This window comes from Mycolicibacterium sp. ND9-15, from assembly GCF_035918395.1.
GTDB lineage: Bacteria > Actinomycetota > Actinomycetes > Mycobacteriales > Mycobacteriaceae > Mycobacterium.
This window is the reverse complement of record NZ_CP142362.1, coordinates 323923-349979: the sequence shown is the minus strand read 5'-3', so window position 1 is coordinate 349979 and position 26057 is coordinate 323923. Positions and strand designations below refer to the sequence as shown.

Here is a 26057-nt window from a genome sequence, read left to right as displayed (position 1 = left end):
GTCGGGCCCGCGTTTGGCCACTGCAAAGGGCGCTCCGATCGGTCAGTGGTAAGGGTCACGCAGAACCGCGGGCGACTGAGTTGAGCAACTCGTCGATGTGGCCGACCCCGCCGTCGAACGGGTTGCCGCGCTTGAGCACCTTCGTGCCCCCGGGCATCACGGCCACGAGTTTCGGTGAGCTGGAACCGATTTGGAACTTGCGGACAAAGCGCACCTGATCCAGCTGCACCAAGGCGCCACCACGATAACTGAACAGTCCGAGTTTGCGATCGAGGACCGCTGCCGATCGGCAGTCGTGCAGGGGCCGGGAGCGCACGCGGCCGATTCGGCGGACAACGAAGGTCGTCGCCACCGCCAGTGCCACACCGACGGCCACGAAGACTGCGCCCGATGCCCGCGACGGCACGCCGGCGATGAACGCTGTCAGCCCGAACCCTGCCACCACGAGCGTGAGGATGCCGAGGACGAACGCGAGTACCGTCAGCGCTCCCGTGCCGCGGTCCACGACGAGCACCCGTCGGCCGTCGTCGGTGATGACCAGCCCGCCGGTGTCGGCGAGTACCTGCGGCTCCGATGCTGTGTCCACGGGTGCACTGTGCCATTTCGTCGGTCGCGAGCGTGCGCAAACTGTTGAAAAATCACAGTGTGTCGTGTGCCAACACGCACGCTCGCGGAAACGTCTTCCCCGCGCACGCCGCCCCGCGGTGGTGTAACGGTTTGGTACCGTCCGGCGATGTGACGAACATGCGAACAGCTAAAGCCAAGGTCGGGGCGGCGTTAATACTGGCAGCAGCGTCAGTCGCAGTCAGCCATGCAACGGCGGATGCCCAGTCGGAGGGCCATCTGGTCCGGTACACGCTGACGGCGACGGGGGCGGCCGACTTCCAACTCAACTATCTGATTGCGCAACCTCCGAGCAAGGCGGCGTACAACGCCGACGCCTACGCCTACCTGAAGAAGGAACAAGTGGTCGTGTCGCCCGGCGTGCCGTGGGTGTTCGAGACGACGATGCAAGATCCGCAGTGGGCGATCCTCACCGCGAGCACCGGCGTGCACGCCATGCAGGCTTCGCCGAACCCGCACTGTGAGATCGCGATCGACGGTCAGGTGGCAGTGCAGCACGACGGCACCTACACGGTGCAGTGCCAATTGAGCCAGTGGTGATCCGACCGCTGCACGTGTGACGGCGCTCCGACGGGGACACGGTTCCCGCCGGCCTTGACATCTTGTCGAACGTCAGTTCGAATCAAGGCATGCGGTGGGATGGTCAGGCAGTCGGTGCCGACGACGGCGCGCTGCCCGGCCTGCAGCGAATCGGTTTCGTACGCAGCGTGCGCACACCGCAGTTCGAAGGCATCACCTTTCATGAGGTGCTGTGCAAATCGGCGCTCAACAAGGTGCCCAACGCCGCCATGCTGCCGTTTCGGTTCACGGTCAACGGCTACCGCGGGTGCTCGCACGCCTGCCGTTACTGCTTCGCCCGGCCGACGCACGAGTATCTCGACCTGGATTGCGGCAGCGACTTCGACAGCCAGGTCGTTGTCAAGACCAATGTCGCCGACGTGCTGCGTCGTGAACTGTCGCGGCCGTCGTGGCAACGCGAAACCGTCGCGCTCGGCACCAACACCGATCCCTACCAGCGTGCCGAGGGCCGTTACGCGCTGATGCCCGGGATCATCTCCGCACTGGCCGATTCCGGCACACCGTTCTCGATCCTGACCAAGGGCACGCTGCTGCGGCGGGATCTGCCACTGCTGAGCGAGGCCGCCCGGCGGGTCGACGTCAGCGTCGCGGTCTCTCTCGCCGTGGCGGATGCAGAACTGCACAAGGAGGTCGAACCCGGTACGCCCTCACCACAAGCCCGGCTGGGGTTGATCGCCGCGATCCGCGACGCCGGACTGGACTGCCACGTGATGGTGGCTCCGGTGCTGCCGTATCTGACGGACTCGGTCGCGCATCTCGATGCGCTGCTTGCGCAGATCGCGGCGGCCGGGGCGACCGGCGTCACCGTATTCGGCCTGCACCTACGCGGTTCCACGCGCGGGTGGTTCATGAACTGGCTGGCCGGCTCACACGCTGAGCTGGTGCCGAAGTACCGGAAACTGTATCGCCGTGGCGCCTATCTGCCGCAGGACTATCGAAGGATGTTGCACCACAGGGCGGCACCGCTCGTCGCAAAGCACGGACTGGCACCGCACCGTCGCTCCTTCCGCGCGGCGGACACTCCGGCCGAAGCACCCGTCGAGGCGCTGCAACCGACGCTGTTCTAGGCGTGCACCCTGAGCGCGAGCAGAGCGAAACCTGCCTGAAACAGCTCAAAGGGAGTTCTCGTGCAGGCGACATCAGCCCCTGTTGTGCTTGACCTCTTTGAACGGCACGTCGCGGTCGGCGGCGGGTTCGCGGGGGAAGCCCAGCACACGCTCGCCGATGATGTTGCGCGCGATCTCGGTGGTTCCGCCGCCGAGCGCCGCGGCCTGCCGGGACAGGTACCGCTCGCCGTACCGGATCAGGTCACCGTCGACGTCGACCACACCGGCGCTGCCGGTGATCGCCAAGGCGGTGTCGAACTCGACGTGGTGCACATCGGCATGGGCGATGCGGATGATCGAACCCGCCGCCGGGGGAAGCGACCCGTCGAGGACACCGTGATACACATGGTCGATCAACTGCTCGCGGACCGCGCGGTGGACCAGCGCCCGTCCCGCCATCTCGCGCAGCCGCTCGTTGTCGGGCGCTCCGATGCTCTCCAGCAACCCGACGTAGTCGATCGGCACGTCGGATTTGCCTTCGGCCCCAATGCCGCTCGCGAACTCTGAGCCGCCGCCGACCGCCCGTCGTTCGTGGTACAGCTGGCGCGAGGCCACATGCCAGCCCCCGTTGACCTCCCCGACCACCGCGTCGTCGCCCAGCTCGAGGTTGTCGAAGAACTCCTCGCAGAACTCGACCGACCCGTTGACCTGCTTGATCCGCCGCAGGGTGATGCCCGGGCTGTTGATCGGCACGAGGAACATCGTCAGCCCCTCGTGCTTGGGCGCGTCCCAGTTGGTGCGCGCCAGCATCAACCCGTAGTCGGCGGCGAATGCGCTTGTGCTCCAGGTCTTTGCGCCGTTGATGACCCACTTGTCGCCCTTGCGGTCGGCGCGGGTGATCACACCGGCGAGGTCGGAACCGCCGCTCGGCTCGGACAGCAGCTGCACCAACACCTCGTCACCGCGCAGGGCCGCGGAGATGTGTCGGCGCTTCTGCTCCTCGCTGCCGGTGTCGAGGATCGTGGCCGCGCAGATCGTGAACGTCGGGGTGTTGAGAATGACGGGAAGCTCGTAGCAGCGGGATTCGGTGTTGAACGCCTTCTGGTACGCGATCGGCAGACCGAGCCCGCCGTACTCCGTCGGGAAGCAGATTCCGGCGAATCCGCCGTCCCAGAGCAGCTTCTGGAGTTCACGGGCACGCTGCCACGGTTGCTCCTCGCCGCGGTCGTGTTCGGGCGGATTGTTGGGGTCGATCGGTGGCATGTTGCCCGCGAGCCACGCCCGGGCGCGAGCCGCGAACTCCTCGACCGACTCCTGGGTCGTGGTCGGCGCCGATGTGGTCTCGGTCATGACGCTTGCCCCACTTCGGTCAGCGAGTAGACGCGAAGGTTGTGATCCTCGGGCGTGCCGAACAGCGAGCGGTACAGGGTGACCCGTCGCAGGAACAGGTGCAGGTCGTGCTCCCATGTCACCCCGATGCCACCGTGGAGTTGTATGCAGAGCTGAAGCATTCCTGGAGCGTGTTCGCCCACATAGGATTTCGCGACACTGACCGCCATCGCGGCGCCGGGTGAGCGCGCCGCCACCTCGGCTGCCGCGGCGTTGGTCGTCGCCCGACAGCCTTCGAACCAGATCTTCAGGTCGGCGAACTTGTGCTTGAGGGCCTGATACGAGCCCAGTGGCCGACCGAACGAGTGCCGGTCAAAGCCCCACTGGATCGTGAAGGCCAGCACCGTGTCCAGGATCCCGATGATCTCGGCGCATTGCAGCACAATGGCGATCTGGCTCTGCCGCTCGATCAACGCCTCGGTCAGTTCGGCCGAGCCGACGACCGCGGTCTCGCCGACCTCGACGCCGTCGAACTGCACCCGGGCGTAACTCTTGACCATGTCGATGGAACGCTGCGATTGCACCCGCACGCCCGATGCGTCCGCCGGAACCAGGAACTGGCGGGGGTGACCATCGAATTGCGCTGTCACGAGGAGCATTCCACTGTCCGCGCCGGCCTCGACACGGTCTTTGACACCGTCGATGCGAAATCCGGCGCCCGTCTGGGTGGCGGTGACCGACGGCGTCAGCGGCGCCCACGGCCGACCGGGTTCATAGACCGCCCAGCTTGCCACCAACTCGCCGGCGATCAGCGCTTCGATGGTGTCCTCGTGGCCCTCGGGAGCCTCGACAAGCCCGGCCAGAACGGTGCTGACCGGATGCAATGGACCCGGCGCGACGGTCTTCCCCGCGATTTCGGCGACCAGTGCCAGATCCTTGACGCCCCCGGAGACACCGCCCGACACGCTGCCCCCGCCGAACTCCTCGGGGACGAGCAGGCTCGTCCAGCCGAGTTCGGCCGCCCGCCGCCACCACTGCGGGTCGAATGACGTTCCCTCGTCGTGCATCTGCCGCATCCGGCTCAGCGGCACTTCCTTCTCGAGGAACGACTGGGTCGTCGAGGCGAAGAGCAGCACCTCGGGATTCGCGCTGTCGGTCACGGGCTCGCTTTCGTGGTAGTGCGGACGTGCGTGTCGATGGGGCGCACGCACGTCCGCGGTGGTGAGCCTAAGTCAGGCGGGGATGACGAGCGCAGGCACGTCGGGGTTGTGGACAATCTCGTTTGGCACCTTGAACAAATCGATCATGTTGCCGCCCATGACTTTCCGCTGGCCCTCTGCGTCGAGACCCTGCAGGTCGTCGATCAGGTGCGTCGGCTCGGCCAACCCTTCCGGATGCGGCCAGTCGGAACCGAAGATCACCCGGTCCACTCCGAGCAGATCGGCCATCTGCTTGAAGTCGTCCTCCCAGAAGGGGGCGACGTATACACAACGCTTGAACGCCTCGATCGGGTTCTCCGGGAACTCCTGTGGCATCTTCTTGTAGACGCCGTCGAACTGCTTGAACAGGTAGGGCACCCAGTCCGCTCCGTTCTCGATCGACAGGACCCGTAGATCGGGATTGCGCGTCAATGCGCCGTGGCACACCAGCGCGGCCATCGAGTCCTCGATCGGACGCTTGCCCATCGACACCATGCGGAACGCCGTGGGCTTGAACGGCAGGTACTCGTCGGCGGGCTCCCAATCGTTGAGGTACTCGGCGTAACCGGAGTCCGACGCGTGCATCGACACGGGGATGCCGGCCTTGACGCAGGCATCCCAGAACGGGTCGAATTCGGGCAGCCCGAACGATCGCGTGCCACGCAAGCCGGGCACGGGCGCGGGCCGGACCAGGACCGTCTTTGCCCCGCGCTCGAGACACCACTCGAGTTCCTCGAGCGCCCGGTCGACGATGCCGAGGTTGATGACCGGCGTGGAGAAGATCCGGTCCTCGTAATTGAACTGCCACGTCTCGTACATCCACTCGTTGAGCGCATGGATGACGTCGAGGATGAGTTCCGGATCGTCCTTCATCCGTTCCTCGACCAGGCTCGCCAGGGTCGGGAACATCAGCGAGTAGTCCAGGCCGAGGCCGTCCATCACCTCGAGCCGTGCGGCGGGTTCCCGGAAGGCCGGGATCGCCTTCATCGGCTTGCCCATCACCTCGCGGAAGCTCTTTCCGCCGCTGCCGTGCTTGAAGTACTCCTCCTGGGCGCCCGGCCGCGCGACGACCTCGAACGTGGGGTTCGGGATGTAGTCGCTGACCTGGTTGCGCACCATGATCTTGGTGCGGCCGCGGACCTCGATGTAGTCGATGACGTTCTTGCGATGGTCGGGGAGGAACTTCGTCAGGGCCTCTTTGGGCTCGTAGAAGTGGTTGTCGGCGTCGAACACCGGGAAGGGAAGCTGGCGGGCCATTTGCGCCTCCTGGACGTGTGCTTGGCTGCTGGTGGTAATGACATTACCACGTTCGGACCAGCATAAACACCGGGTCGGAGAAGTGCATTCTCCGGCGGTCGGCTCGCAGGTCAGGCCGGGTCCGCGCGAAGGCCGCCGACGCAGAAGTCGTAGATGTCGTCGGCGTCGATCGGGGCACCGTTGAGTTCGGCGCCGAGCACCTGCAGCCGGATCGCCCCCAACGACGACTGCATGATCAGCGCCGCCCGGGCGTCGACGTTCACATCCGCGCGGAAGACCCCCTCGGCGATCCCGCGGTGGATGATGTCCTTGATCAGGTGGTGCACCGGCGACAACACCCGGGCGTACTCACGAGGCAGGGTCTCGGCGAGGCGGTCGTTGTAATTGGTCAGGCCCCGATTGACCTTGTCCTGGGCCGTCGTCTCCGCGGGTGTGCAGATGCGGTCGATCAGAACCCGGAGTGCGGCGGCGGCGGGCAGGCCGGCGGTGTCCTCGCGCCACCGGCGCGTCGACTCGGACATGATCTTGTCGACCAACGCGAGCAGCAACTCGTCCTTGGTGGAGAAGTGTTGATAGAACGACCGCAGCGACGTCTTCGAACGCTCGACGACCTCGAGCACCGTGAAATCCGTGCGACCGGTCTCGCCGAGGATCGCCAGCGCCGACTTCATGAATCGTTTGGGGCGGGACTCGGGGTCGGGGAGGCGGTCGGGTGTGGCGGATCGGGCGGTCCCGGCCGCCGCTCGTCCGCTTGGCTTCGCCATCGTCGACACCTTCCCCTCATGGGTGCTCCGCTGGTAACGACGTTACCGCTTTTGCTGAAGCTCGGTTACTGTTCTTTTCCATGACCACAGACTCAGCGCAGAACACGTGGACCGTCGAGGGGTTGCTCGACCTGTTCGATGTTCGGTCGGACGGGGAGAACCGATTCATCGCCGAGACCGGCCCGGCCGGGGAAGAGGACCGGCAGGTGGTGGAGGGCACGCAGGTGCTCGCTCAGGTGATCGTGGCGGTGGCCAAACGCTTCGAGGGCAAGTCGGTGCGCTCGGCGTACGCGGTGTTCTCCCGGGCGGTCATGGTCGGCGCCGGCCCGCTTGAGTTGGAGATCGACGTCGTCAACGAAGGCCGTTCCACCGCAACCGCTGTCGTCGCCGCCAAGCAGAACGGCAAGCGGTGCATCACGGTGACCGCGCTGGCCGACGTGCCGACGCCCGACGTCATCCGCCACGCCGTCGCCCGCCCCGAGACGAAGTCGCCCGCCGAGGCGCACGATGCCCATATGCCGATGACGGGCCGCGAGATTCGGCTGGTCGACGTCGTCGACGTCAACAGCCCCGATGAGGTCGGGCCGCCGGAACTGTACGCCTGGGTGCACTATGACCCGGTCCCGACCCGCGACGAGCTCGCCAAGGCTCTGGTCGCGTATCTGACTGGGCACCTTGGTATTTCGACGACGATGCGAGCACATGAGGGCATCGGCACCGCCCAGTCGCACGTCACGGTGTCGACGGCGCCGATGACGGTGTCCGTCAGCTTCCACGAGCCGTTCGAATGGAACGGGTGGCTGCTCTACGGCCACGAGAGCACTCAGGTCGGTGCCGGCATGTCGTATGTGCGGGGCACCGTGCACACGGAATCCGGTGAGCTGATCGCATCGTTCAGCCAGGACGCCCTGATCCGCCCGCTGCGCAGCAGCGATACCGCGATCAAGGAGCAGTCGCGCCTCTAGATCTTCAAATAACCCTTGTCGGCGGGGACTTGGGCCGCGGTCACCAGAGACGACGCGTCGCTGGCCAACCAGACCACGATGTCGGAGATCAGATTCGGGTCGGCCAGCGTCTCGGTCGGCAGCGCGCCGGGCGAGAAGCTGTGGATGTAGTTCTGGTGGTCGGCGAAGATCTGCCACATCGAAGTGTCGTTGCCCATCGGGGTGTCGGTGCCGTACGGATGCACCGAGTTGACGCGGATGCCGAACTCGCCGAGCTCGACCGCCAGCGAGTTGGTCAGTGCGACCACGCCGAACTTGCTGGCGCAGTAGTGGCCACACCCCGGAACGGCCTTGATGCCCGCGGCCGAACTGATCGTGATGATCGACCCGCCGTTGCCCGCCTCGATCATCGGCGGCACCACGGCCTTGATCGTGTTCCACACCCCGGTCAGATTGACGTCGAGCACGTCCTGCCACTGCTGCGCCGAAATCTCCCACAGCCGACCCCAATTCATCACACCGGCGTTGGCGACGACGATGTCGAGGCGGCCGAACTGTTCGAACGCTTCGGCCACCACGCGTTGCTGACCGCCGGCGTCGCGGACGTCGACCCGGTCGGCGACGATTTTGCGGCCCTCGCTTTCGACCAGGCTCACGGTCTCGGCGAGGTCTTCGGGTAACGCAGGCGGGTAGCCGTTGTGTTCGGCGACCGGCCCGCAGGCGTCGATCGCGACGATATCGGCGCCCGCGCGTGCCAGCCGGACGCAGTGCGAGCGACCCTGTCCGCGGGCCGCGCCCGTCACGAAGGCGACCTTGCCCGCCAGCGGGGCGTCCAGGTTCGTCATATCCGGTTCTCCTGTTCAGTTGGCGCCGGCGGCGAGCCAGTCGTCGAACGTCGTCGGGGCGAGGCGCGCATTCTTCCCTGGCAGCAACACGTTTCCGGCCATCGACAGTCCGAAGACCCCCGACCAGGTCGGCACGAGCTTCACCTGCTGCCCCCTGGCGTCGAGTGTCCGGCGGGCCATGTCGACGAGATCCTGCGTCTCGGGTCCGGCGACGTCCACATGCCGACCCTGGGGTTGGCCGGTGGCGACCTCGGCGAGGATGCCGGCGATGTCGTCGGGTGCGATCGGTTGCACCAGCAGCGGTGCAATGGTGGACACTCCGTTCTGTTCGGTCCAGCCGGCGACCATGGCCGCGAAATCGTGAAACTGGGTGGCGGGCACGATCGTCCAGGGGACCGGCCCTTCGGTGATCAACCGTTCCTGTTTCCGCTTGCCCGAGTAGTGCGCGTTGCCCTCGATGCCCTGGATCCCGACGATCGACAGCAGGACGTGGTGTTGCACGCCCGCGCGGTGCTCGGCGGCGAGCAGGTTGCCCGTGGTGCTCCCGAAGTACTCGACGGTGCTGTCCCGGTCGGTGGGTGGTGCACTGGTCGCGTCGACGACCGCTTCGACGCCGGCGAGGGCGGCGTCCAAACCCTCACCGGTCACCAGGTCGACGCCGAGCGAGCGGCTGATCCGGACGACGTCGTGACCGTCGCGTTCGAGTGCGGCGGCGGTGCGGGCGCCGATGTTTCCCGTCGCTCCGGCGACTGCGATGCGCATGGAGGTCTCCTTCGGCCCAAGGGTGATGCCGCCTGATGGTATGGCCGCGCGTCACTCCGTGGCGCGTTTCGGAGACACGCTCTAGTGTTCGACGTCCCAGGCGTGGTGGACCACGTCATGCAAGTGGTAGATCGCGAGCGTCGCGATCGTGAAAGCGCTTCCGTTGCTGCGCAGTCCCCGACGAGACCACGCCGTCGGCGGCACGGCGTCGTAGGTGTCGGCCACGACGGACGCGGCGTCGAACAGTTCAGTGGCCACGGTGCCGGGGTCCTGCGAGCCGTAGTCGTCGGCGCGGGCGGTCTCGTTCTGGTCCCAGTTTCCGAACAGGGGATCGTCCTCGTCAAGCATTAGTCGAACCCGGTGATCGAAGATGCGGTGCACATCGCGGACATGACAGCCGTACTCGAGCGTCGACCACACATTCGGCCGCGGGCGCACGCGTACGTCGGGACTTTGGAGTCGGCGCACCCAGTCGCCGCGTCGCGTCGGATGCGCTCGGCGACCTCGGCGCGGTCGAAGGCCTCGGGATCGAATCCACAGTCGAGACAGGACTTCGACAGCACCCAGGTCCAGTCCTTAATATCCGGTTCGACCGGGTCCCCTTCGATGCTCACGGCGTCAGTGTGGCAGCGACGTCGCGAAGCCGGTCACGGGCGCCCGACAGGATCGGCTCGCCGTATCCGAAACATGCCGTTTCGACGTCGAGCGCGGCGAGCCGCCGGAACGACGTCACCGTTCGCGCCCGGTCCTGGTTGAAGGTGCCGAGCATGGGCACACCACGTTGGCGGCGTCGCCGGCGCCGGTCAGCACCGTGGCCCCGGTCGACTCGCGCGACTCGGCCGCCGAGCCGGTGTGGTCGACGTGCCCGTGCGTCAACAAGATTCGATGAATGCCGGGCACTGCCTCGGCGATCGCCGCGCCGGATCCCGGTGCGCCGGTGTCGATCAGCGTGACCGAATCGCCGCACCGCCAGACGTAGACCTGCCAGCCCTTGACGACGTGCATGGTGAGGTTGGGCGTGACGGTCACGGTGTCCATGCGTCGACGCTAGGATCTCTGCGTCGATTTCAGAAACCGATATTGCTATTGGCGAATCCGGTTCCATGGTTGTACCACGGTGCCACGATATTGACGTGGACGACCGGGGGCGAGGCCGCGCGCATCTGCGTGAAAATGCTCGGCGATAACCGCTACGAGTCGTTTGCCGCTGCCGGCCAGGCGATGTCGAACGCTGCGATGGCGGCCTACGCCTTCGAGCAGATCGACCGGACCCGAGCCGCGCTCAGCTCGCCGACAGCGCAGACTTGAGTACGTCGAGCGGCAGGCCGCCGAGGTCCAATGCGCGGCTGTGGAACTCCTTGAGCGATACGCCCCGCCCCAGCATCTCGTCGCGCAGCTGTTCCCAAATCCGTTGCCCGATCGCGTACGACGGCGCCTGGCCCGGCCAGCCGAGGTAGCGGTCGAGTTCGAACTGTAGGTGCTCCTCGTTCATCGCGCTGTGGGACACCAGGAATGACCACGCTTTCTCGGCGTCCCACACTCCTCCGTCGGGTGCCGTCATCCCGCAGTGCACACCGATGTCGATGACCACGCGTGCGGCCCGGAAACGTTGTGCGTCAAGCATTCCGATGCGGTTGCCGGGATCGTCGAGCCAGCCGAGTTCGGCCATCAGCCGTTCGCCGTAGAGGGCCCAGCCCTCACCGTGTCCCGACACGAAGCAGCCGAGGCGCCGCCACCGGTTGAGCTGGTCGGCTAGCACCACCGCGCGACCGATCTGCAGGTGATGGCCGGGCACCCCCTCGTGGTACACCGTGGTTGTCTCCCGCCAGGTGTGGAAGGTCTCCACGCCGTGCGGTACCGACCACCACATCCGCCCCGGTCGGCTGAGGTCTTCGGACGGGCCGGTGTAGTAGATCCCGCCGGTGTGCGTCGGCGCGATGCGGCACTCCAGCCGTCGCAGCGGCTGCGCGATGTCGAAGTGCGTGTCGGCCAGCGCCTCGACCGCACGATCGGACAAGTCCTGCATCCAGGCCTGCAGCGCGTCGACACCGTGCACGAGGTAGCGTTCCTCGCCGTCCAGGCGGAGCAGCGCGTCGGCCACAGACGTCCCCGGGTACATCTGCTTCGCGAGGCTTTCCTGTTCGGCGACAATGCCGTTCAGCAGTTCGCGACCCCACTCGTAGGTCTCGTCGAGATCGACCTCGGCGCCCAGGAACGACCGCGACCACAACCGGTACTGGTCGCGGCCGACCGCATCTTCGGCGCGGGCGTGCGGGGCGATCTCGTCGCCGAGGATCCTGCCGAGTTCCCGGTAGGCGTTCGCGGCGCTGGCCGCGTTCTGCTGCAACTCGTCGTGCAGCGCCGCATTTTGCGGTGCTGCGCCGGCCACCATGTCCACGAACAGGTGCTGGATGGTGGCGGCCTGGTCGATGCCCCGCACCACCTGACGCACCGCGGGTGGATGGCCGTCCGCGACCGCGGCGCGCAGCGCGTCGGCGTATCCGGCCGCCCGGTCGGGAATGTGCGACAGCCGGTGGGCGATCACTGTCCAGTCGGCGTCGGTTTCGGTCGGCATCAGGTCGAAGACATCGCGCATGGACTGCAGTGGAGATGCGATCACGTTGAGCTCACCCACGTCCAGTCCCGCATCGTTGAGCTCGACCACGACGCCGAGGCGTTCGCGCATCGCAGCCACGGTCACCTCGTCGGTCGCGTCCGCGGGTTTCACCTCGGCCAGCTCACGCAGCGCGCGGCGGGCCGCGTCCGCCCGGGCGGCGACCCCGGCGGGAGAATAGTCGGTGATCTCGCCTTCATAAATCCGGCCGGGACCGACAATTCCCATTTCCGTTGCGGCGCAAGGGTCGAGCTCAGCGAGGGTGTCAAGGTAGCGTTCGGCGACGGCGTCGACGGCCGTGGGCGTCCTACCCAAGGTCGTTCGTCGCGAAGGTGTCGCAAGCCTTCGGATCGCCGGTGCGGTAGCCCTCCGTGAACCACTTCTGCCGCTGAGCCGCCGATCCGTGGGTCCACGCCTCGGGGTTGACCCGGCCGGTGGCCTGCTGCTGGATGCGGTCATCGCCCACCGAGGCCGCCGCCGACAGAGCATCTTCGATGTCCTTGTCGGTCAACGGTTCCAGAAAGGTCACGTCGGTGCCTTCCTGCTTGGTGATGGCGGCGTAGTGCGCCCACACACCGGCGTAGCAGTCGGCCTGCAGTTCAGTACGCACACCGCCGCCCGTCGGGCCCGCGGCGCCGGGACCCTGCGACTTCCTCAGCGTGCCCGTGAGGTTCTGGATGTGGTGGCCGAACTCGTGGGCGACGACGTATTCCTGCGCAAGCGGGCCGCCGCTGGAGCCGAATTGGTCTCTCAGCACATTGAAGAAGTCGACGTCGAAATAGGCGGTCTGATCCGGCGGGCAGTAGAACGGCCCGACCTCGCTGGTCGCTGGGCCGCATCCGGTGTCTACACTGCCGGTGAAGAGCCGAACGTGCGGCCGGGTGTAGTCCGGCATCAGCTGAGGCCATATTCCGTCCAGCGAGTTTCCAGTTGCCACCACGCGGCACTCGGGGATCTCGTTGGCATCGGCACCCGTCTTGCACTGGCTCAAGTCGAAGCCGGGCGCCTCGAGACCCTGGCTGTCGTACGGGCCCTGCTGCGGCACCACCGTGCTGGGGTCGACGCCGAGAAACAACGCCACCACGAGAACTAGTAGGCCGCCGACCCCGCCACCGACCGCGATGCCGCGGCCGGGACCACGTCCGCCACCGCTCGACGAGGTGGTGCTCGTGTCGATCTGCATGCCTTCGTTGAAGGTCATGACGATCAGCTTCGCACACTACGATTCGGTTGTGGCCACCGTTGTCGGACATTCGGTCATCGTGCACACCGACCTCGGTGATCTCCGCGGCACGACCGAGGGCGGCGTGGCGGTGTGGCGCGGGGTGCCCTACGCCGAGCAACCGGTAGCTAGGCGACCTCGGTGACGAGTTCGGCAACAACCTCGCATTGCGCGAACAGATGGCCGCACTCCAATGGATCCGCGATTACATCGCGGCCTTCGGCGGCGATCCGAGCCGGGTGACGGTGTTCGGTGAGTCCGCGGGGGCACGTCGGTGCTCGCCCTGCTCGCCAGCCCTGCCGCCGAGGGCCTGTTCTGCCGGGCTATCGCGCAGAGCCCGGCGCTGCCGCTGATCGCCGAGCGGGAGCTGCGGGCCAAGCAGGCCCACGAGTTCCTGCGCCGCCTGGGGGTGCCCGCCGCCGACGTCAAGCGGGCACCGCAGCGCGAGTTGCGCCGCGCAGCCGGCAGTCTGCAACTCGAAAAGCGCCGCGACCACCCCGACGCTGGCCTACGGGCTGACGTACGGCGTCGACCTGCTGCCTCGTCATCCGGTGGACGCCGCGCGCGACGGCGCCCTGCGCCGCGTGCCGCTGATCATCGGCACCAACAGCCACGAAGCGTCGATGTTCGCCTGGACCAAACCCCCGATGCTGCCCACCACCCGGGCGTCCGTGGAGGCCTACCTCGAGCGGGTCGCGCCGGGCGCCAAGAAACGGGTGGGCGCGTATCCCCAACTATCCGCGCAGCAGGGCACTCGTCGCGTTCGGCTCCGACGTGATGTTCGGGGGCCGGCGTGGGCCTTCGCCGATGCCTACAGCGGCCGCGCCCCGACGCACGTGTACCGCTTCGACCACGTCGGCTTCAGCCTGCGGATGCTCGGGCTCGGCGCGACCCACGGCAGCGAGATCGTGCACATCCAACACAGCTACGCCTCGTACCTCGGCCGCAAGATGCACCCGCTGGGGCGGCGGCTGCAGCCGGCGGTCGGTCGGCGGATGCAGCGGGCGTGGCTGGACTTCGCCGCGCAGGGTTGGGGAACCGGCGAGCGCCGCAAGGCCTGGGCGGGGCTCTACTGATCGCGAAACTGTGTTCCAGCAGCGAAAGTGCGAGAAGACGCCTGCGTGGTTACAGTCTCGCGGCGCTGAGGGCTACTTCCCCGCGTACCGCTCGGCGGAGTAGTCGCGCAGGTTGTGCAGGAACTTCTGGAACATCCAGCCCATCACCGGCCGCCCGAGCGACATCCCGATCCGGGCGGCGACGCCCCTGGGCTTCATCGCCATCACCCATGTCAGGTGACAGCCGTGAGGCGTGCGCACCACCCGGTAGTCCTCCGCGAACGCCGCGATGCTTCCCGTCGACGCTTCGTTGAAGCGGAACGCCATGTGGCTGTAGGGCTTCCAGGCTAAGAACTCCTCGTCGCCGACGATGCCGCCGCGCATCTTCACGGTCCGCGTGGTGCCGACGCCGCGTGGTTCGGGACTCGTCCACGTCACCTCGGTGATCACGGTGGCCCAGTGCGGCCACGACTCCGCGTCGGCGAGCACCTCGAAGAGTTGCTCGGGCGTGATCGCCAGGTCGACGGTGCTGACGAACCGGAACGGCGCGCTCTCGATGAAATCCAGACCGACACGCTCACACGGCTGCATGGCCATACACCGTAAGGCATGGTGTCTATCTCATGGCGTGAGCCAGGGCGATGTGCCCTTCCATACCGGTTGACTCCGCATGGCTGCGGTAGCGGTCACGCAGATCGCGGTAGGTCGCGTCGTCGCCGCGTGCCCGGGCAAGCAGCGCCCGAAGCCGCATCAGCGGCAACTCGTAATAGAGGAAGCCGGGTTCGGCCGGCAGGTTCGACAGCCGGTCGATGGCGGCCTGGGCGAGGTCGAGATCGCCCTCCGACGCGCGGCCGAGCAGCGCTTCAACGAGCACCGTTGTGCCCCAACCCTGATTGATCGCCTCACCGCTGCCCAATTCGTTGTCCAGGACGCGGCCCGCCAGCTCGACTGCCGTCTCGAAGTCTCCTCTTCTGGTCATCTCCGCCGCCACATCGAGGTCGGTGCACCACGCCGCGATGATGGTGTACCGGTGTTGCCGCGCCGTCTGGGCGGCGCTTTCGAGCAGATCGAAACCGCGTTCGTGGTCTGCGTTGCCGTGGCGTACAAGCACCAGGCCATGGGCGAACTCGGCATTGGCGACGGTGAAGTCATCGGCGCCGCGGCGAGCGATTTCCAAGGCCTCTGCAGTGTCGTGCAGCGCCACGTCGTCAGCCTGGAGTGCCCAGTTCAACACGGCGATGTACTTGAACTGTACGACTCCGCAGAAAGTGAAGGGATCGACGCTGCGGGCCATCGCGATCGCACAGTCGAAATCATCGCGCCATCCCGAAATACCGAGACAGCACCGTGCCGATCCGCGCAGCGCCAGCATGAAGGCGAGTGGAGAGCCGATGACCAAATTGCCCGCAGTCGGATCGCCCTCGGAAAGGTCGATTGCGCGTTGGGACAAGCGCATGGCTTCGGAGATGTGGCCGGCGTTCCACTTCGCCAGAGTCGGAGTGATGAGAAAGGCGATTGTCAATTCCGCATCGCCGATCGAATCGAGTAGGGCCACGTACTCGGATGCGAGCTGCGACGCTTCGGTGAACTTCCCGTGGAAGTTGAGCATCTGTACCTGCCCGATCATTCCCATCGCCAACGACCGCTTGTCGCCCGCAGCGGTCGTCAGTTCGCGTAGCTCATCGAAGCCGACGTCGTCGAGGTCCCCTCCTACCCGCCAGACCGTCGCGCACAGCCACGTTCGTGGCACGATCCGCATCGTCAACCGGCCGGGATCGTCTTCGGGCAGCGCGTCGGCGACCGCGCGTGCCCGCTCCCAGCTCATCCGGGCGGCCGCGATATCGCGGTGTACCGACCAGGTTCCGGCCCGCATATGCCAATCGAAAGCCTCATGCAGGTCGCCCGCCGCCTCGAAATGAGTCGCGATCAGGGCGGCGTTCTTGTCCACTGACGACGGATCCTGCTGTTCGATAGCGGCGGCTACCCGCCGGTGAAGTTGCGAACGGCTCGACTTGAGTTGCGACTCGTAGGCCACCGTTCGGATCAACGGATGTCGGAAGGCGAACTCTGACGGCGACACGGGCTCGACAAGCTCGGCATCGACCAACTCGGCCACTTCGGCGACATCGAGCGCGTTCAGTAAGTCGTCGCCGAACTGGGAGCCGATCACCGAAGCCGCGTTGAGAGTTGCCTTGGCGGCCGGGCCGAGGCGGTCGATGCGCGCGGCGATGGTGGCCTGAACCGTCGGTGGAACGCTGACTTCGCCGTCGCCCCTATAGACGTAGGCGCCGCGTTCACCGTCAAGGATCTTGCGCTCGGCCAGGTCGCGGACGATCTCCTCGGTGAAGAACGGGTTGCCCGCGCCGCGGTCGGCAATGCGTACGGCGATCTGCGCGACCGAGGGGTCCGACCCCAACAATTCGGCGGTCAGCCGCGAGGTCTCGGAGTAACCAAGGGGGGCAAGCGAAATCACGTCAGTGATCACGCCGGTACCGGGTGCCCGGCCAAGTTCACCGTGATAATCCGGACGGTACGTGATCAACACCAGCGCATGCGCTTTCGGGACAGTAAAGAGCAGCTCGGTGAGCATCGATTCGCTCACGGAGTCGATCCACTGCGCATCGTCGATGACGTGGACGGCGGGTTCGGTACGCGCGAAGAGCGCCGTGGCGAGCAGTCCGGTGAGCCGACGCCTGCGGGCGTCTGGGTCGATACCACTGCCTGCACCGTGGTCACCGATACCGAGCAGGTCGTGCAGCAGGTCGAGATCCTCGGGATTCGCTTCGGGCGCCTTGGTTCGGATTCTGAGCGCGGCCTCGGCTGGGTCCAACCCGTCGACCCCGAAGAACGAGCGCAGCAGCTCGGCGGCGGCGGAGAATGGAATTCGGCTGGAATGCGATTCGCAGTACGTGGCGAAGACATCTATGCCGTGGTTCCTGGCCATTGCCACGGCTTCCTCGGTGATCCGGCTCTTGCCGACCCCGGGCGCTCCTTTGATCGCTATGACGCGCCCGTGCCCGCCGAGCGCCTTGTCGAGCGCCGCTTCTATCAGGCGCATCTCTCGCTGTCGGCCTACCAGTGAGGCCGTGCGCCGCCGGGTGCGGCGATGGGTGCCGACGGCCAGCAGTCGGCGCGCTGTCACCGGCTCAGTTGCCCCTTTGATGCGGACGGGCTGCGGATCGCTGAGCCGTGTGTCGTCTTCAACCAACCGGGCCGTGGATTCGCTGAGCATCACTCCACCGGGCGGCGCCACGGATTCCATCCTCTGGGCCATCCCGACGTGCTCGCCGATCGCCGTGTAGGCGAGAGCTTCCGGACCGATGTCGCCGGCAACAACCATTCCGGAGTTGAGCCCGATCCGCAGTTGCAGGGAGATCCCATCACGGCGAGCGGTCTCCGCTGCCAAGGCACGGACCTCTTCCTGAACGTCGAGCGCGGCCAGACATGCCCGACGAGCGTGATCCTCCAATGCCCTCGGAGCGCCGAACAGCGCCATGATTCCGTCGCCGGTGAATTGGTTCACGGTGCCGTCGTACCGACGGATGACGGCTGTGGCGCGGAGCACGAGCTCTGTCATCACTTCCCGGAGCCGCTCCGGGCCTAGCGCCGCGGCGATGTCCATCGACCGGACCACGTCGGCGAACAGCACCGTCACCTGCTTGTACTCGGCGAGGTGAGGCTTATCCAGCGGGGTTCCGCACCCATCGCAGAACCGGGCGCCGAGACGCGCTTCGGTAGCGCAGGTGGGGCAGCGCGCCGGTGCTTTCATCCGCCGCCTTTAAGAGGCCGTCGCTCGATCGGTGCCGGAAAACGATATCGCCGTCCGGCGCCGCCCGTGCGGTTATCCGGGCCCGTCGCTGGCCGCGGCCAGCAGCGGCACCAGCACCTCGCTGATCGGGGCGGGCAGCCCGTGTTCAGCGGCCTTGCGGACGATCACACCGTTGCGGATATCCCATTCCAACCGCCGGCCCGCCTGGCGGTCGGTCAGCATCGACGTCGTGATGTCCTCCGGGGACTTCGCGAGCAGGTCGACGATCTGGTCGATCACCTCGTCGCCCAGCTTGGCGCCCTCGGCCCGCGCGACGGCCAGGCACTCGGCGAGATAGCGGCGTGCCAGGCCGGCCACGTCGTCGCGGCGGAAAATGCCCGCGCGGCGACCGGTGAGCACCATGAACCCCACGACCGCATTGACCAGAAGTTTGTGCCAGGCCGCGCTGACGAAGTTCGGATCGATCTCGACCGCGACCGCGCTGCCCTCGAAGAAGTCCGCCAGCGTCCGCGCGGCAGCGGTGTCGGGCAACACCAGGCGCGCCGCCGTGCGCAACCGGACAAAGCCATCTTGCGTCGACTCCGCTGAAACCCACACCGCCGCAGGCACTACCGTCGATCCGGGGCAGTAGCGGCCGACGCGCTCGATCTGCTCGACCCCGTTCTGCAGCGCACCCACCACCGTGCGTTCGTCACACAACCTGGCCAGCCACCCGGCCGACTGTTCGGTCTGGGTGTCCTTCACCGCCAACAACACGACATCGACCGGTTTGTCGATGGCGGCGGGATCGGTCAGCACGGGACCGGGCACTACGATCGGCTCGCCCTCATCGGGTCTGACCTCAATCGAGTCGCGCGGCGTGCGGCCGCACAGCGTCACCGTGTGACCGGCCGCATGCAGCAGGGCAGCGAACGTCGAGCCGATGGCGCCGGGACCAACGACCGCGGTACGGGTCGCGCAGCCAGGGTCTTCGCGCGAGCGCTCATCCACAGCGCCAAACTACCGGCGCGGAAGGGCCCCTCTACACTTGGGCAGTTGTCTTGTCGGACGATTTCCTCAGGAGTTTCAGTGCTGCGCAGTCATGCCGCCGGATCGTTGCGGCTCGCCGACGCCGGTCAGAAAGTGACGCTGGCCGGCTGGGTGGCGCGTCGCCGCGACCATGGCGGTGTCATCTTCATCGACCTGCGCGACGCGTCGGGGGTGTCGCAGGTCGTGTTCCGCGAAGGGCAGGTGCTCGAAGCCGCGCACCGGTTGCGCGCGGAGTTCTGCATCGCCATCGACGGTGTGGTGGAGATCCGCCCGGAAGGCAACGCCAATCCGGAGATCGCCACCGGTGAGATCGAAGTCAACGCGACGTCGTTGACCGTGCTGGGGGAGAGCGCGCCGCTGCCGTTCCAGCTCGACGAGCAGGCCGGCGAGGAGGCGCGGCTGCGGTACCGCTACCTCGACCTGCGCCGCGACGGCCCCGGTCACGCGATCCGGTTGCGCTCCAAGGTGAATGCCGCGGCCCGGGAGGTGCTCGCGCGCCACGACTTCGTCGAGATCGAGACACCGACGATGACCCGCTCGACCCCGGAGGGCGCCCGCGACTTCCTGGTGCCCGCTCGGCTGCAGCCGGGATCGTTCTACGCCCTGCCGCAGAGCCCGCAGCTGTTCAAACAGTTGCTGATGGTGGCGGGCATGGAGCGGTACTACCAGATCGCGCGCTGCTACCGCGACGAGGACTTCCGTGCCGACCGTCAGCCCGAGTTCACCCAGCTGGATCTCGAGATGAGCTTCGTCGACTCCGAGGACGTGATCGCGGTCTCCGAGGAGATCATCGCCGCCCTGTGGCGGTTGATCGGATACGACGTGCCGTTGCCGTTGCCCAGGATCACCTATGCGGAGGCCATGCGCCGGTTCGGTACGGACAAGCCCGATCTGAGATTCGGACTCGAACTCGTCGAGTGCGCCGAATACTTCTCCGGCACCCCGTTTCGGGTGTTCCAGGCGCCGTATGTCGGCGCCGTCGTCATGCCCGGCGGCGCATCCCAGCCGCGTCGCACGCTGGACGCCTGGCAGGACTTCGCCAAACAGCGCGGCCACAAGGGGCTGGCCTATGTGCTCGTCGCGGAGGACGGCACGCTGGGCGGCCCGGTCGCCAAGAACCTGTCCGACGCCGAACGCGACGGTCTGGCCGCTCATGTCGGCGCGTCGCCGGGCGACTGCGTGTTCTTCTCGGCCGGTCCGGCCAAGGGGTCGCGGGCGCTGCTCGGCTCGGTCCGCATCGAGATCGCCAAGCGACTGGACATGATCGACCCGGACGCCTGGGCGTTCACCTGGGTGGTGGACCCGCCGCTGTTCGAGCCGGCCGACGACGCGACGGCACACGGCGACGTGGCGGTCGGATCCGGTGCGTGGACCGCGGTGCACCACGCCTTCACCGCACCCAAACCCGAGTTCGAGGACCGCATCGACAGCGATCCGGGCAGCCTGCTGGCCGACGCATACGACGTGGTGTGCAACGGCAACGAGATCGGCGGCGGTTCGATCCGTATCCACCGCCGCGACATTCAGGAGCGGGTGTTCGCGGTGATGGGTTTGGACAAGGCCGAAGCCGACGAGAAGTTCGGATTCCTGTTGGAAGCGTTCACCTTTGGCGCGCCGCCACACGGCGGGCTGGCGTTCGGCTGGGACCGCACCACCGCATTGCTGGCCGGCGCCGACTCGATTCGTGAGGTGATCGCGTTCCCCAAGTCAGGCGGCGGTGTCGACCCGTTGACCGGTGCCCCCGCGCCGATCACCGCGCAGCAGCGCAAGGAATCCGGCATCGACGCCAAGCCGAAAACCGACTAGCCCCAGTCCACGTCGGGTCCGGCGCGACGAACGCTACGACCGCGGGTGACAGTGCCGATCAGCGCGGCCAGTCGCATCCGGTGAGTTCGGCCGACGCGTCCCACAACCGGCGGGCCATCACCGGATCGACCGCCTTTCGCCGCAACCGCGTCACCTTGGGCCGGCCGAACTGGTTGAACCGCGGCGCCAGATAGGTGCCGCTGGGGAGCTCGGTTGTCACGGCCTGCAGGGTGGCGCGGGCGCCCTGGGCCGGGGTGTGCATCAGGCGCCGCATCCGCCGATGCTCGCCCATTCCGAGCGATCGGGTGATGTCGGTGTCGGTGGCGCCTGGATCGGTGGCGTACGTGCGCACGCCTCGGTTGGCCAACTCGGCGACGAACAACAGGTTGGCCAGTTTGGATTCGCCGTAGGCGCTCCACTTCGAGTATTTCCGGCGGTGCCAGTTGAGATCCTCGAGGTGCAGCGTGCTGAACAAGTACGTCGCGCTGGCCACCGAGATGACCCGGTCCGTGATCCGGTCGGCCAGCAGGCACGTCAGCGCGAAGTGGCCGAGGTGGTTGATGCCGATGTGGGCCTCGAACCCGTCGGTGGTGCGCGTCAACGGCATACCCATCACACCGGCGTTGTTCACCAGCACGTCAACGGATTCCACGGAGTCGGCGAACGCGCGCACGCTGGCCAGGTCGCCGAGATCGACGGCGGCCACGTCGACGTCGCCGGCCATCTCGGCCGCAGCGCGCTTCCCTTTGTCGACATCGCGGCAGGCGATCAGGACGCTGTGGCCGTCGGCCGCCAGTGCCGCTGCCGTCGCCTTACCCACGCCGCTGTTACCGCCGGTGACTATCGCTCGCATGGCTGTTGATTATGCGGGGTGACTTCGGTGCGCATCTGGTCGGTCATCGATCAGTTACGCACCGAAATCCCAATCACGGCGATAACCGATTACCGTTCTGCACTGATGGCACTTCCGGCACCGAATGCGTCCGACGGCCTGCTGGCGAGGTACCGCACCGCGCGGATCCAGCAGGCGCTGTTCGACGTGCGCCCACCCGACGCCGACTACCAGGCCGCGCTCGACCGCCACTACACCGACGGAACGCCCGCGAACTGGGGGCAGACCTACGTATCCTCCTACGCCACCATGCATTCGGCCGAGGACTGGGCGGAGACGTTCGCGCACTATCTGCACATCCGCGACACCCTCGACACCGCCGCCGCGTTCGGTGTCGCGCCCGCGGCGGCGACATTCGAGCGTAAAGTGCTGGGGCCGAGCGGGTTCGACGCCATCATCGAGTTGTGGCTACCACTGTCGTGGGCGCTGAACATGTTGAACCGCTCGATGGGTGAAACGGATCTCTATCCCTTCGTGCTGGCGGCCGCGGTGCTCGAGAAGATGCGGTTCATCCACACGGTGGTCGAGGAGATCGCCTAGCCTCACAACTGCCGCGAGCGACCGTGTTTGCGCGCGACACGCCGCGCAAGTTTGGCATTCTGCGGTCGCTCGTGAGTTATGAGTGTCCCGCCACTCCCAACGCCAACAGCTCCCGCGCCTCGGCCGTGCCATTCAACGCCCGTGTCCGCCGCGCGACGATGACCCATCGCCCGTCGCGGCGGCGCAACCGGAAGTGGTTGGCGCCCGCCCGCGACACGGCGAACCCGTCGTCGCGGCGTGTCACCAGCACCGACTCGCACACGGCGACCGCGTCATCGCCATCGACCGTGACCACCGCCGGCCCGAGGAAGTGGCAGCAGCCTCGACGAATCAGCCCCTGGTGGGCGTCGGAGCGCACCATCGCCGCGACCTCGTCACGGTTGGCCATGTACCACCCCTCGACGTCGTAGCTGCCGTCTTGCGCCCAGAGATCCGCCACGACGTCTGCTTCGCCCGCGTCGACGAGGGGGCCGTACGAGGCAATCAGCCGTTCGACCGCGCGCTCGTCCTCGATGCGCTGCAACCGCCGCTCCAGGTCCGCCACGTCGGTCATCTGCTTCCTTTCTCGCCCAACAACTTCTCCATGAAACGGTGGGTGCCCAGGACGATCTTGGCCCGGTCCGGATCGCTGCGACGCGCGACATCGGCGGCGTTGCCGCCCGCCACATGCACCGGCCCGTTCCCCAACTGCGCCAGGCCTTCACGCGCCACGTCGGCGGGCTCGGCGACCCGCATACCGGGCACGTCGAAGTTCAGCCCGACGCGCTCCATCGCGGGCGTGCGGGTCACTCCGAGAACGAGTTCCAGCACGTGGACGTCGTATTCGCGCAACTCCAGCCACAGGCCCTCGGCGAAGACCCGCCCGAACGCCTTCACACCGCCGTACACCGTGTGGCGCATGGACCCCAGGTAACCCGCCATCGATCCGACCATCAGGATTCCGCCCCGGCGGCGCCCGCGCATCGGACGGCCGAAGTGCTGCACCAGTGCGAGCATCGCGCCGACGTTCAGGTCGATCACCCGCTGGAAGTCGTCGAGGTCCGCGTCGAGGAAATGCTCGCTGCAGGTGTTGGCGCCGGCGTTGTAGATCAGCAGTCCGACCTCGACGTCGGAGGTGGCGGCCACCACCCGGCCCAGCGTGTCGGGTGACGTCAGATCGGCAGCGACCGTTCGCACGTCGACGCCGCTTCGACGGCACGCGTCGGCCGTCCGTTCGAGGGGATCGGGCTTGCGCGCGATCAGCACGAGATTGATCCCCGCAGCGCCGAGTTGGTGGGCGAACTCGGCGCCCACACCCTCGGAGCCGCCGGCGATCACCGCCCACGGTCCATATCGGGTCAGATCCGTCACACCCAGCATTGTCGCTGACGAAATCTCGGCGTGTCGGGGACACTTTGCGTCAGTTGGCGGGAGAACCGGACCCTACGATCGCCCGGTGGCTGATCGCTATGGCTCTGACATCCTCGCCAACAACCCGCACCGCAAAGTCCGTTCGACCGAGCGGCCGGCCGAGATCGGACTGGTCGTCGAAGACGCGCAGACCGGCTACGTCGGCGCCGTCGTGTGCATCGAATACGGCCGGATGGAACTGGAGGACCGCAACGGCCGCCGCAAACCCTTTCCCGTCGGCCCGGGATACCTGATCGACGGTAAACCCGTCATCCTGACCGCGCCCAAACGCGCCGCACCCACAATTACCCGGACCGCGTCGGGATCGGTGGCGGTACACGGGGCGCGGGCAAAGGTCGCGCTGGAGAGTCGCATCTACGTCGAGGGCCGACACGATGCCGAACTCGTCGAGCAGGTGTGGGGCCACGATCTGCGGGTCGAAGGGGTCGTCGTCGAACACCTCGGCGGCGTCGACGATCTCGTGGCGATCGTCGAGGACTTTCGGCCCGGACCCGGTCGCAGGCTCGGGGTGCTCGTCGACCACCTAATGGCGGGTTCGAAGGAGGCACGCATCGCGGACGCGGTGCGGCGCGGGCCCGGCGGCGTGCACACGCTGGTCGTCGGCCACCCGTTCGTCGACATCTGGCAGGCCGTCAAACCCGCGCGGCTGGGCGTGGCGGCGTGGCCCGTGATCCCAAAAGGCGTCGAGTGGAAGCAGGGCGTCTGCCGCGCGCTGGGCTGGCCGGCCGCCGAGCAGGCCGACATCGCGAGAGCCTGGCAGCGGATCCGCGGACGGGTGCGCGACTGGACCGACCTCGAGCCTGAACTGATCGGGCGGGTCGAGGAGCTGATCGATTTCGTGACGGCGCCCGCCGCGTACTGACACCGGTCCGTGGTAAGCAGAAGGCGTGTCCGACGGTCTGTTCGACGTCCCCGGTGAGGCCGCCTCGCCTGCCGCGGGGGCGGTCGGCGCGTCGGCGCCGTTGGCGGTGCGGATGCGCCCGGCGACGCTGGACGAGGTCGTCGGGCAGGACCATCTGCTGCAACCCGGTTCCCCGTTGCGCCGGATGGTGGAGGGCTCGGGGGCGGCCTCGGTCATCCTCTACGGTCCGCCCGGCACCGGTAAGACCACGCTCGCGTCGCTGATCTCGCAGGCCACCGGCCGCCGGTTCGAGGCGCTGTCGGCGCTGTCGGCGGGGGTCAAAGAGGTCCGGGCCGTGATCGACGTCGCCAGGCGCGCCGCCGCCCACGGCGAACAGACCGTGCTGTTCATCGACGAGGTGCACCGGTTCTCCAAGACACAACAGGACGCGCTGTTGTCCGCCGTGGAGAACCGCGTCGTGGCACTGGTCGCGGCGACCACCGAGAACCCGTCGTTCTCGGTCGTCGCCCCGCTGCTGTCGCGGTCGCTGATCCTGCAGTTGCAGCCCCTCGGCGCCGACGCGGTGCGCACGCTGGTCGGTCGTGGCATCGACGACCCGCGCGGCCTCGGCGGCAAGGTCAAGGTCACCGACGAGGCCGTCGACCTCCTCGTGACGCTGTCGGCCGGCGATGCCCGCCGTGCGTTGACCGCTCTCGAGGTCGCGGCCGAAGCGGGGGAGCAGGTGACGGTCGAAACCATCGAGCAATCGCTCGACAAGGCCGCGGTCCGCTACGACCGCGACGGGGATCAGCACTACGACGTGATCAGCGCGTTCATCAAGTCGGTCCGCGGATCCGACGTGGACGCGGCCCTGCACTATCTGTCCCGGATGCTGGTCGCCGGGGAGGACCCGCGGTTCGTGGCGCGGCGGCTGATGATCCTGGCCAGCGAGGATGTCGGCATGGCAGACCCGACCGCACTGCAGACCGCGGTCGCCGCCGCGCAGACCGTGCAGCTGATCGGGATGCCCGAAGCGCAACTGACGCTGGCGCACGCCACGGTTCATCTCGCCACCGCGCCGAAATCGAATGCGGTGACGACGGCGCTGGGCGCGGCGATGGCCGACATCCGCGCGGGCAAGGCGGGATCGGTGCCGCCGCATCTGCGCGACGGCCACTACTCCGGTGCCAACAAACTGGGCAACGCGATCGGCTACAAATACAGCCACGACGACCCGGACGGCATTGTGCCACAACAGTATCCGCCCGATGAACTGGTAGGCGTCGACTACTATCGGCCGACCAACCACGGTGCCGAACGCGAGATCGGCACCCGGCTCGAGAAGCTGCGCGCGATCATCCGCCGCACGCGCTGAACCGAAGCCGACTCCGAAGATTGCAGTCACGGTCGTTGGCCGACCCTTGGATTCAAGCCGTGGGTGCAATATCGCGATCAGCCTTCGGCATCACCAAACAGGGGGTGTCCGAAAACATTCAGGTGCTCGAGCAGAACGAACTGCTGATGTGCTTG

The 26057-nt window shown here is 67.2% G+C and carries 27 protein-coding genes and 2 pseudogenes; 11 read left to right on the top strand and 18 right to left on the bottom strand.

Annotation, left to right across the window (positions count from 1 at the left end):
* Positions 1-55 precede the first annotated feature (55 nt).
* Entirely contained in the window at positions 56-586 is a 531-nt protein-coding gene (locus tag QGN32_RS01680; protein WP_326546959.1) for a hypothetical protein, read from the bottom strand.
* 158 nt (positions 587-744) lie between these two features.
* Between QGN32_RS01680 and QGN32_RS01675 the strand changes: the two genes are divergently transcribed.
* Together QGN32_RS01675 and QGN32_RS01670 are read left to right on the top strand one after the other, a co-directional pair.
* On the top strand, positions 745-1164 hold the full coding sequence (locus QGN32_RS01675; protein ID WP_326548881.1) for an Rv2576c family protein: 420 nt from the start codon (positions 745-747) through the stop codon (positions 1162-1164).
* Between the two features lie 89 nt (positions 1165-1253).
* Positions 1254-2270, top strand: a complete 1017-nt coding sequence (locus QGN32_RS01670) for an Rv2578c family radical SAM protein (protein ID WP_326546958.1) — start codon at positions 1254-1256, stop codon at positions 2268-2270.
* 72 nt (positions 2271-2342) lie between these two features.
* Here QGN32_RS01670 and QGN32_RS01665 read toward each other — a convergent pair whose 3' ends face one another.
* From QGN32_RS01665 to QGN32_RS01650, 4 genes are all read right to left on the bottom strand, one after another.
* Positions 2343-3599 (bottom strand): acyl-CoA dehydrogenase family protein, encoded by a 1257-nt coding sequence (locus QGN32_RS01665; protein ID WP_326546957.1) that lies wholly within the window; start codon positions 3597-3599, stop codon positions 2343-2345.
* A complete protein-coding gene (locus QGN32_RS01660) occupies positions 3596-4738 on the bottom strand; it encodes an acyl-CoA dehydrogenase family protein (RefSeq protein WP_326546956.1) in 1143 nt (380 codons plus the stop codon). The genes QGN32_RS01665 and QGN32_RS01660 overlap by 4 nt, the downstream gene beginning before the upstream one ends.
* A 72-nt stretch (positions 4739-4810) precedes the next feature.
* The gene (locus QGN32_RS01655; protein WP_326546955.1) at positions 4811-6034 is read right to left on the bottom strand and encodes an amidohydrolase family protein; all 1224 of its coding nucleotides are present in this window, start codon (positions 6032-6034) and stop codon (positions 4811-4813) included.
* 110 nt (positions 6035-6144) lie between these two features.
* Positions 6145-6798: a TetR/AcrR family transcriptional regulator gene (locus QGN32_RS01650; RefSeq protein ID WP_326546954.1), complete on the bottom strand. Its 654-nt coding sequence runs from the start codon at positions 6796-6798 to the stop codon at positions 6145-6147.
* Between the two features lie 80 nt (positions 6799-6878).
* Here QGN32_RS01650 and QGN32_RS01645 point away from each other — a divergent pair, with 80 nt between their 5' ends.
* Complete coding sequence (locus tag QGN32_RS01645; RefSeq protein ID WP_326546953.1) at positions 6879-7763, top strand: acyl-CoA thioesterase; 885 nt, start codon at positions 6879-6881, stop codon at positions 7761-7763.
* On the opposite strand, the gene QGN32_RS01640 is transcribed toward QGN32_RS01645, so the two are convergent.
* The 5 genes and pseudogenes from QGN32_RS01640 to QGN32_RS01620 form a co-directional block, all read right to left on the bottom strand.
* Positions 7760-8587 (bottom strand): mycofactocin-coupled SDR family oxidoreductase, encoded by an 828-nt coding sequence (locus tag QGN32_RS01640; RefSeq protein WP_326546952.1) that lies wholly within the window; start codon positions 8585-8587, stop codon positions 7760-7762. The two genes, QGN32_RS01645 and QGN32_RS01640, sit on opposite strands and share 4 nt — an antisense overlap.
* A 15-nt stretch (positions 8588-8602) precedes the next feature.
* Positions 8603-9349, bottom strand: coding sequence for an SDR family oxidoreductase (locus QGN32_RS01635; RefSeq protein WP_326546951.1), 747 nt, complete (start codon positions 9347-9349; stop codon positions 8603-8605).
* 81 nt (positions 9350-9430) lie between these two features.
* Positions 9431-9963: pseudogene (locus QGN32_RS01630) on the bottom strand (DinB family protein).
* Positions 9960-10082 carry a hypothetical protein gene (locus tag QGN32_RS01625; protein ID WP_326546950.1) on the bottom strand — a complete coding sequence of 41 codons (123 nt, stop codon included), beginning with the start codon at positions 10080-10082 and terminating at the stop codon, positions 9960-9962. The pseudogene QGN32_RS01630 and the gene QGN32_RS01625 overlap by 4 nt, the downstream one beginning before the upstream one ends.
* Positions 10079-10387 carry an MBL fold metallo-hydrolase gene (locus QGN32_RS01620; RefSeq protein ID WP_326546949.1) on the bottom strand — a complete coding sequence of 103 codons (309 nt, stop codon included), beginning with the start codon at positions 10385-10387 and terminating at the stop codon, positions 10079-10081. The genes QGN32_RS01625 and QGN32_RS01620 overlap by 4 nt, the downstream gene beginning before the upstream one ends.
* Before the next feature lie 90 nt (positions 10388-10477).
* On the opposite strand from QGN32_RS01620, the gene QGN32_RS01615 reads away from it, so the two are divergent.
* Positions 10478-10657: a hypothetical protein gene (locus QGN32_RS01615; protein ID WP_326546948.1), complete on the top strand. Its 180-nt coding sequence runs from the start codon at positions 10478-10480 to the stop codon at positions 10655-10657.
* Here the strand turns inward: QGN32_RS01615 and QGN32_RS01610 are convergent.
* Both QGN32_RS01610 and ypfJ read right to left on the bottom strand, forming a co-directional pair.
* Positions 10632-12278: a DUF885 domain-containing protein gene (locus QGN32_RS01610; RefSeq protein WP_326546947.1), complete on the bottom strand. Its 1647-nt coding sequence runs from the start codon at positions 12276-12278 to the stop codon at positions 10632-10634. The two genes, QGN32_RS01615 and QGN32_RS01610, sit on opposite strands and share 26 nt — an antisense overlap.
* On the bottom strand, positions 12271-13164 hold the full coding sequence (gene ypfJ, locus QGN32_RS01605; protein ID WP_326546946.1) for a KPN_02809 family neutral zinc metallopeptidase: 894 nt from the start codon (positions 13162-13164) through the stop codon (positions 12271-12273). The genes QGN32_RS01610 and ypfJ overlap by 8 nt, the downstream gene beginning before the upstream one ends.
* Positions 13165-13195: 31 nt before the next feature.
* Here ypfJ and QGN32_RS01600 point away from each other — a divergent pair, with 31 nt between their 5' ends.
* From QGN32_RS01600 to QGN32_RS01590, 3 genes are all read left to right on the top strand, one after another.
* Positions 13196-13330 (top strand): hypothetical protein, encoded by a 135-nt coding sequence (locus QGN32_RS01600; RefSeq protein WP_326546945.1) that lies wholly within the window; start codon positions 13196-13198, stop codon positions 13328-13330.
* A 34-nt stretch (positions 13331-13364) separates the two neighbouring features.
* Positions 13365-13538 carry a carboxylesterase family protein gene (locus tag QGN32_RS01595; RefSeq protein ID WP_326546944.1) on the top strand — a complete coding sequence of 58 codons (174 nt, stop codon included), beginning with the start codon at positions 13365-13367 and terminating at the stop codon, positions 13536-13538.
* Positions 13539-13688: 150 nt separating this feature from the next.
* Entirely contained in the window at positions 13689-14261 is a 573-nt protein-coding gene (locus QGN32_RS01590; RefSeq protein ID WP_326548880.1) for a carboxylesterase family protein, read from the top strand.
* Between the two features lie 72 nt (positions 14262-14333).
* Here QGN32_RS01590 and QGN32_RS01585 read toward each other — a convergent pair whose 3' ends face one another.
* The 3 genes from QGN32_RS01585 to QGN32_RS01575 form a co-directional block, all read right to left on the bottom strand.
* The gene (locus tag QGN32_RS01585) at positions 14334-14837 is read right to left on the bottom strand and encodes an SRPBCC family protein (protein WP_326546943.1); all 504 of its coding nucleotides are present in this window, start codon (positions 14835-14837) and stop codon (positions 14334-14336) included.
* Positions 14838-14856: 19 nt separating this feature from the next.
* The gene (locus QGN32_RS01580; RefSeq protein ID WP_326546942.1) at positions 14857-18009 is read right to left on the bottom strand and encodes an ATP-binding protein; all 3153 of its coding nucleotides are present in this window, start codon (positions 18007-18009) and stop codon (positions 14857-14859) included.
* Between the two features lie 72 nt (positions 18010-18081).
* Entirely contained in the window at positions 18082-18999 is a 918-nt protein-coding gene (locus tag QGN32_RS01575) for an oxidoreductase (protein WP_326546941.1), read from the bottom strand.
* Positions 19000-19077: 78 nt separating this feature from the next.
* On the opposite strand from QGN32_RS01575, the gene aspS reads away from it, so the two are divergent.
* Entirely contained in the window at positions 19078-20844 is a 1767-nt protein-coding gene (gene aspS / locus QGN32_RS01570; protein ID WP_326546940.1) for an aspartate--tRNA ligase, read from the top strand.
* Positions 20845-20902: 58 nt separating this feature from the next.
* Here aspS and QGN32_RS01565 read toward each other — a convergent pair whose 3' ends face one another.
* On the bottom strand, positions 20903-21697 hold the full coding sequence (locus QGN32_RS01565; protein ID WP_326546939.1) for an SDR family NAD(P)-dependent oxidoreductase: 795 nt from the start codon (positions 21695-21697) through the stop codon (positions 20903-20905).
* 195 nt (positions 21698-21892) lie between these two features.
* Here QGN32_RS01565 and QGN32_RS01560 point away from each other — a divergent pair.
* Positions 21893-22276: pseudogene (locus QGN32_RS01560) on the top strand (putative zinc-binding metallopeptidase); the annotation flags it as partial.
* Between the two features lie 76 nt (positions 22277-22352).
* Here QGN32_RS01560 and QGN32_RS01555 read toward each other — a convergent pair.
* Both QGN32_RS01555 and QGN32_RS01550 read right to left on the bottom strand, forming a co-directional pair.
* The gene (locus tag QGN32_RS01555) at positions 22353-22829 is read right to left on the bottom strand and encodes a nuclear transport factor 2 family protein (RefSeq protein ID WP_326546938.1); all 477 of its coding nucleotides are present in this window, start codon (positions 22827-22829) and stop codon (positions 22353-22355) included.
* On the bottom strand, positions 22826-23626 hold the full coding sequence (locus QGN32_RS01550; protein ID WP_326546937.1) for an SDR family NAD(P)-dependent oxidoreductase: 801 nt from the start codon (positions 23624-23626) through the stop codon (positions 22826-22828). The genes QGN32_RS01555 and QGN32_RS01550 overlap by 4 nt, the downstream gene beginning before the upstream one ends.
* 85 nt (positions 23627-23711) lie before the next feature.
* Here QGN32_RS01550 and QGN32_RS01545 point away from each other — a divergent pair, with 85 nt between their 5' ends.
* Both QGN32_RS01545 and QGN32_RS01540 read left to right on the top strand, forming a co-directional pair.
* Positions 23712-24548: a DUF3097 domain-containing protein gene (locus QGN32_RS01545; RefSeq protein ID WP_326546936.1), complete on the top strand. Its 837-nt coding sequence runs from the start codon at positions 23712-23714 to the stop codon at positions 24546-24548.
* Positions 24549-24573: 25 nt separating this feature from the next.
* A complete protein-coding gene (locus tag QGN32_RS01540) occupies positions 24574-25902 on the top strand; it encodes a replication-associated recombination protein A (RefSeq protein WP_326546935.1) in 1329 nt (442 codons plus the stop codon).
* Positions 25903-26057 lie beyond the last annotated feature (155 nt).

Coding starts and splice junctions, on each gene's coding strand:
- QGN32_RS01565 (WP_326546939.1), bottom strand. CDS start 21,697: ATGCGAGCGATAGTCACCGGCGGTAACAGCGGCGTGGGTAAGGCGACG.
- QGN32_RS01635 (WP_326546951.1), bottom strand. CDS start 9,349: ATGCGCATCGCAGTCGCCGGAGCGACGGGAAACATCGGCGCCCGCACC.
- QGN32_RS01595 (WP_326546944.1), top strand. CDS start 13,365: ATGGCCGCACTCCAATGGATCCGCGATTACATCGCGGCCTTCGGCGGC.
- QGN32_RS01585 (WP_326546943.1), bottom strand. CDS start 14,837: ATGGCCATGCAGCCGTGTGAGCGTGTCGGTCTGGATTTCATCGAGAGC.
- QGN32_RS01555 (WP_326546938.1), bottom strand. CDS start 22,829: ATGACCGACGTGGCGGACCTGGAGCGGCGGTTGCAGCGCATCGAGGAC.
- QGN32_RS01670 (WP_326546958.1), top strand. CDS start 1,254: ATGCGGTGGGATGGTCAGGCAGTCGGTGCCGACGACGGCGCGCTGCCC.
- QGN32_RS01650 (WP_326546954.1), bottom strand. CDS start 6,798: ATGGCGAAGCCAAGCGGACGAGCGGCGGCCGGGACCGCCCGATCCGCC.
- QGN32_RS01645 (WP_326546953.1), top strand. CDS start 6,879: ATGACCACAGACTCAGCGCAGAACACGTGGACCGTCGAGGGGTTGCTC.
- QGN32_RS01655 (WP_326546955.1), bottom strand. CDS start 6,034: ATGGCCCGCCAGCTTCCCTTCCCGGTGTTCGACGCCGACAACCACTTC.
- QGN32_RS01580 (WP_326546942.1), bottom strand. CDS start 18,009: ATGAAAGCACCGGCGCGCTGCCCCACCTGCGCTACCGAAGCGCGTCTC.
- QGN32_RS01620 (WP_326546949.1), bottom strand. CDS start 10,387: ATGGACACCGTGACCGTCACGCCCAACCTCACCATGCACGTCGTCAAG.
- QGN32_RS01665 (WP_326546957.1), bottom strand. CDS start 3,599: ATGACCGAGACCACATCGGCGCCGACCACGACCCAGGAGTCGGTCGAG.
- ypfJ (WP_326546946.1), bottom strand. CDS start 13,164: ATGACCTTCAACGAAGGCATGCAGATCGACACGAGCACCACCTCGTCG.
- QGN32_RS01675 (WP_326548881.1), top strand. CDS start 745: ATGCGAACAGCTAAAGCCAAGGTCGGGGCGGCGTTAATACTGGCAGCA.
- QGN32_RS01640 (WP_326546952.1), bottom strand. CDS start 8,587: ATGACGAACCTGGACGCCCCGCTGGCGGGCAAGGTCGCCTTCGTGACG.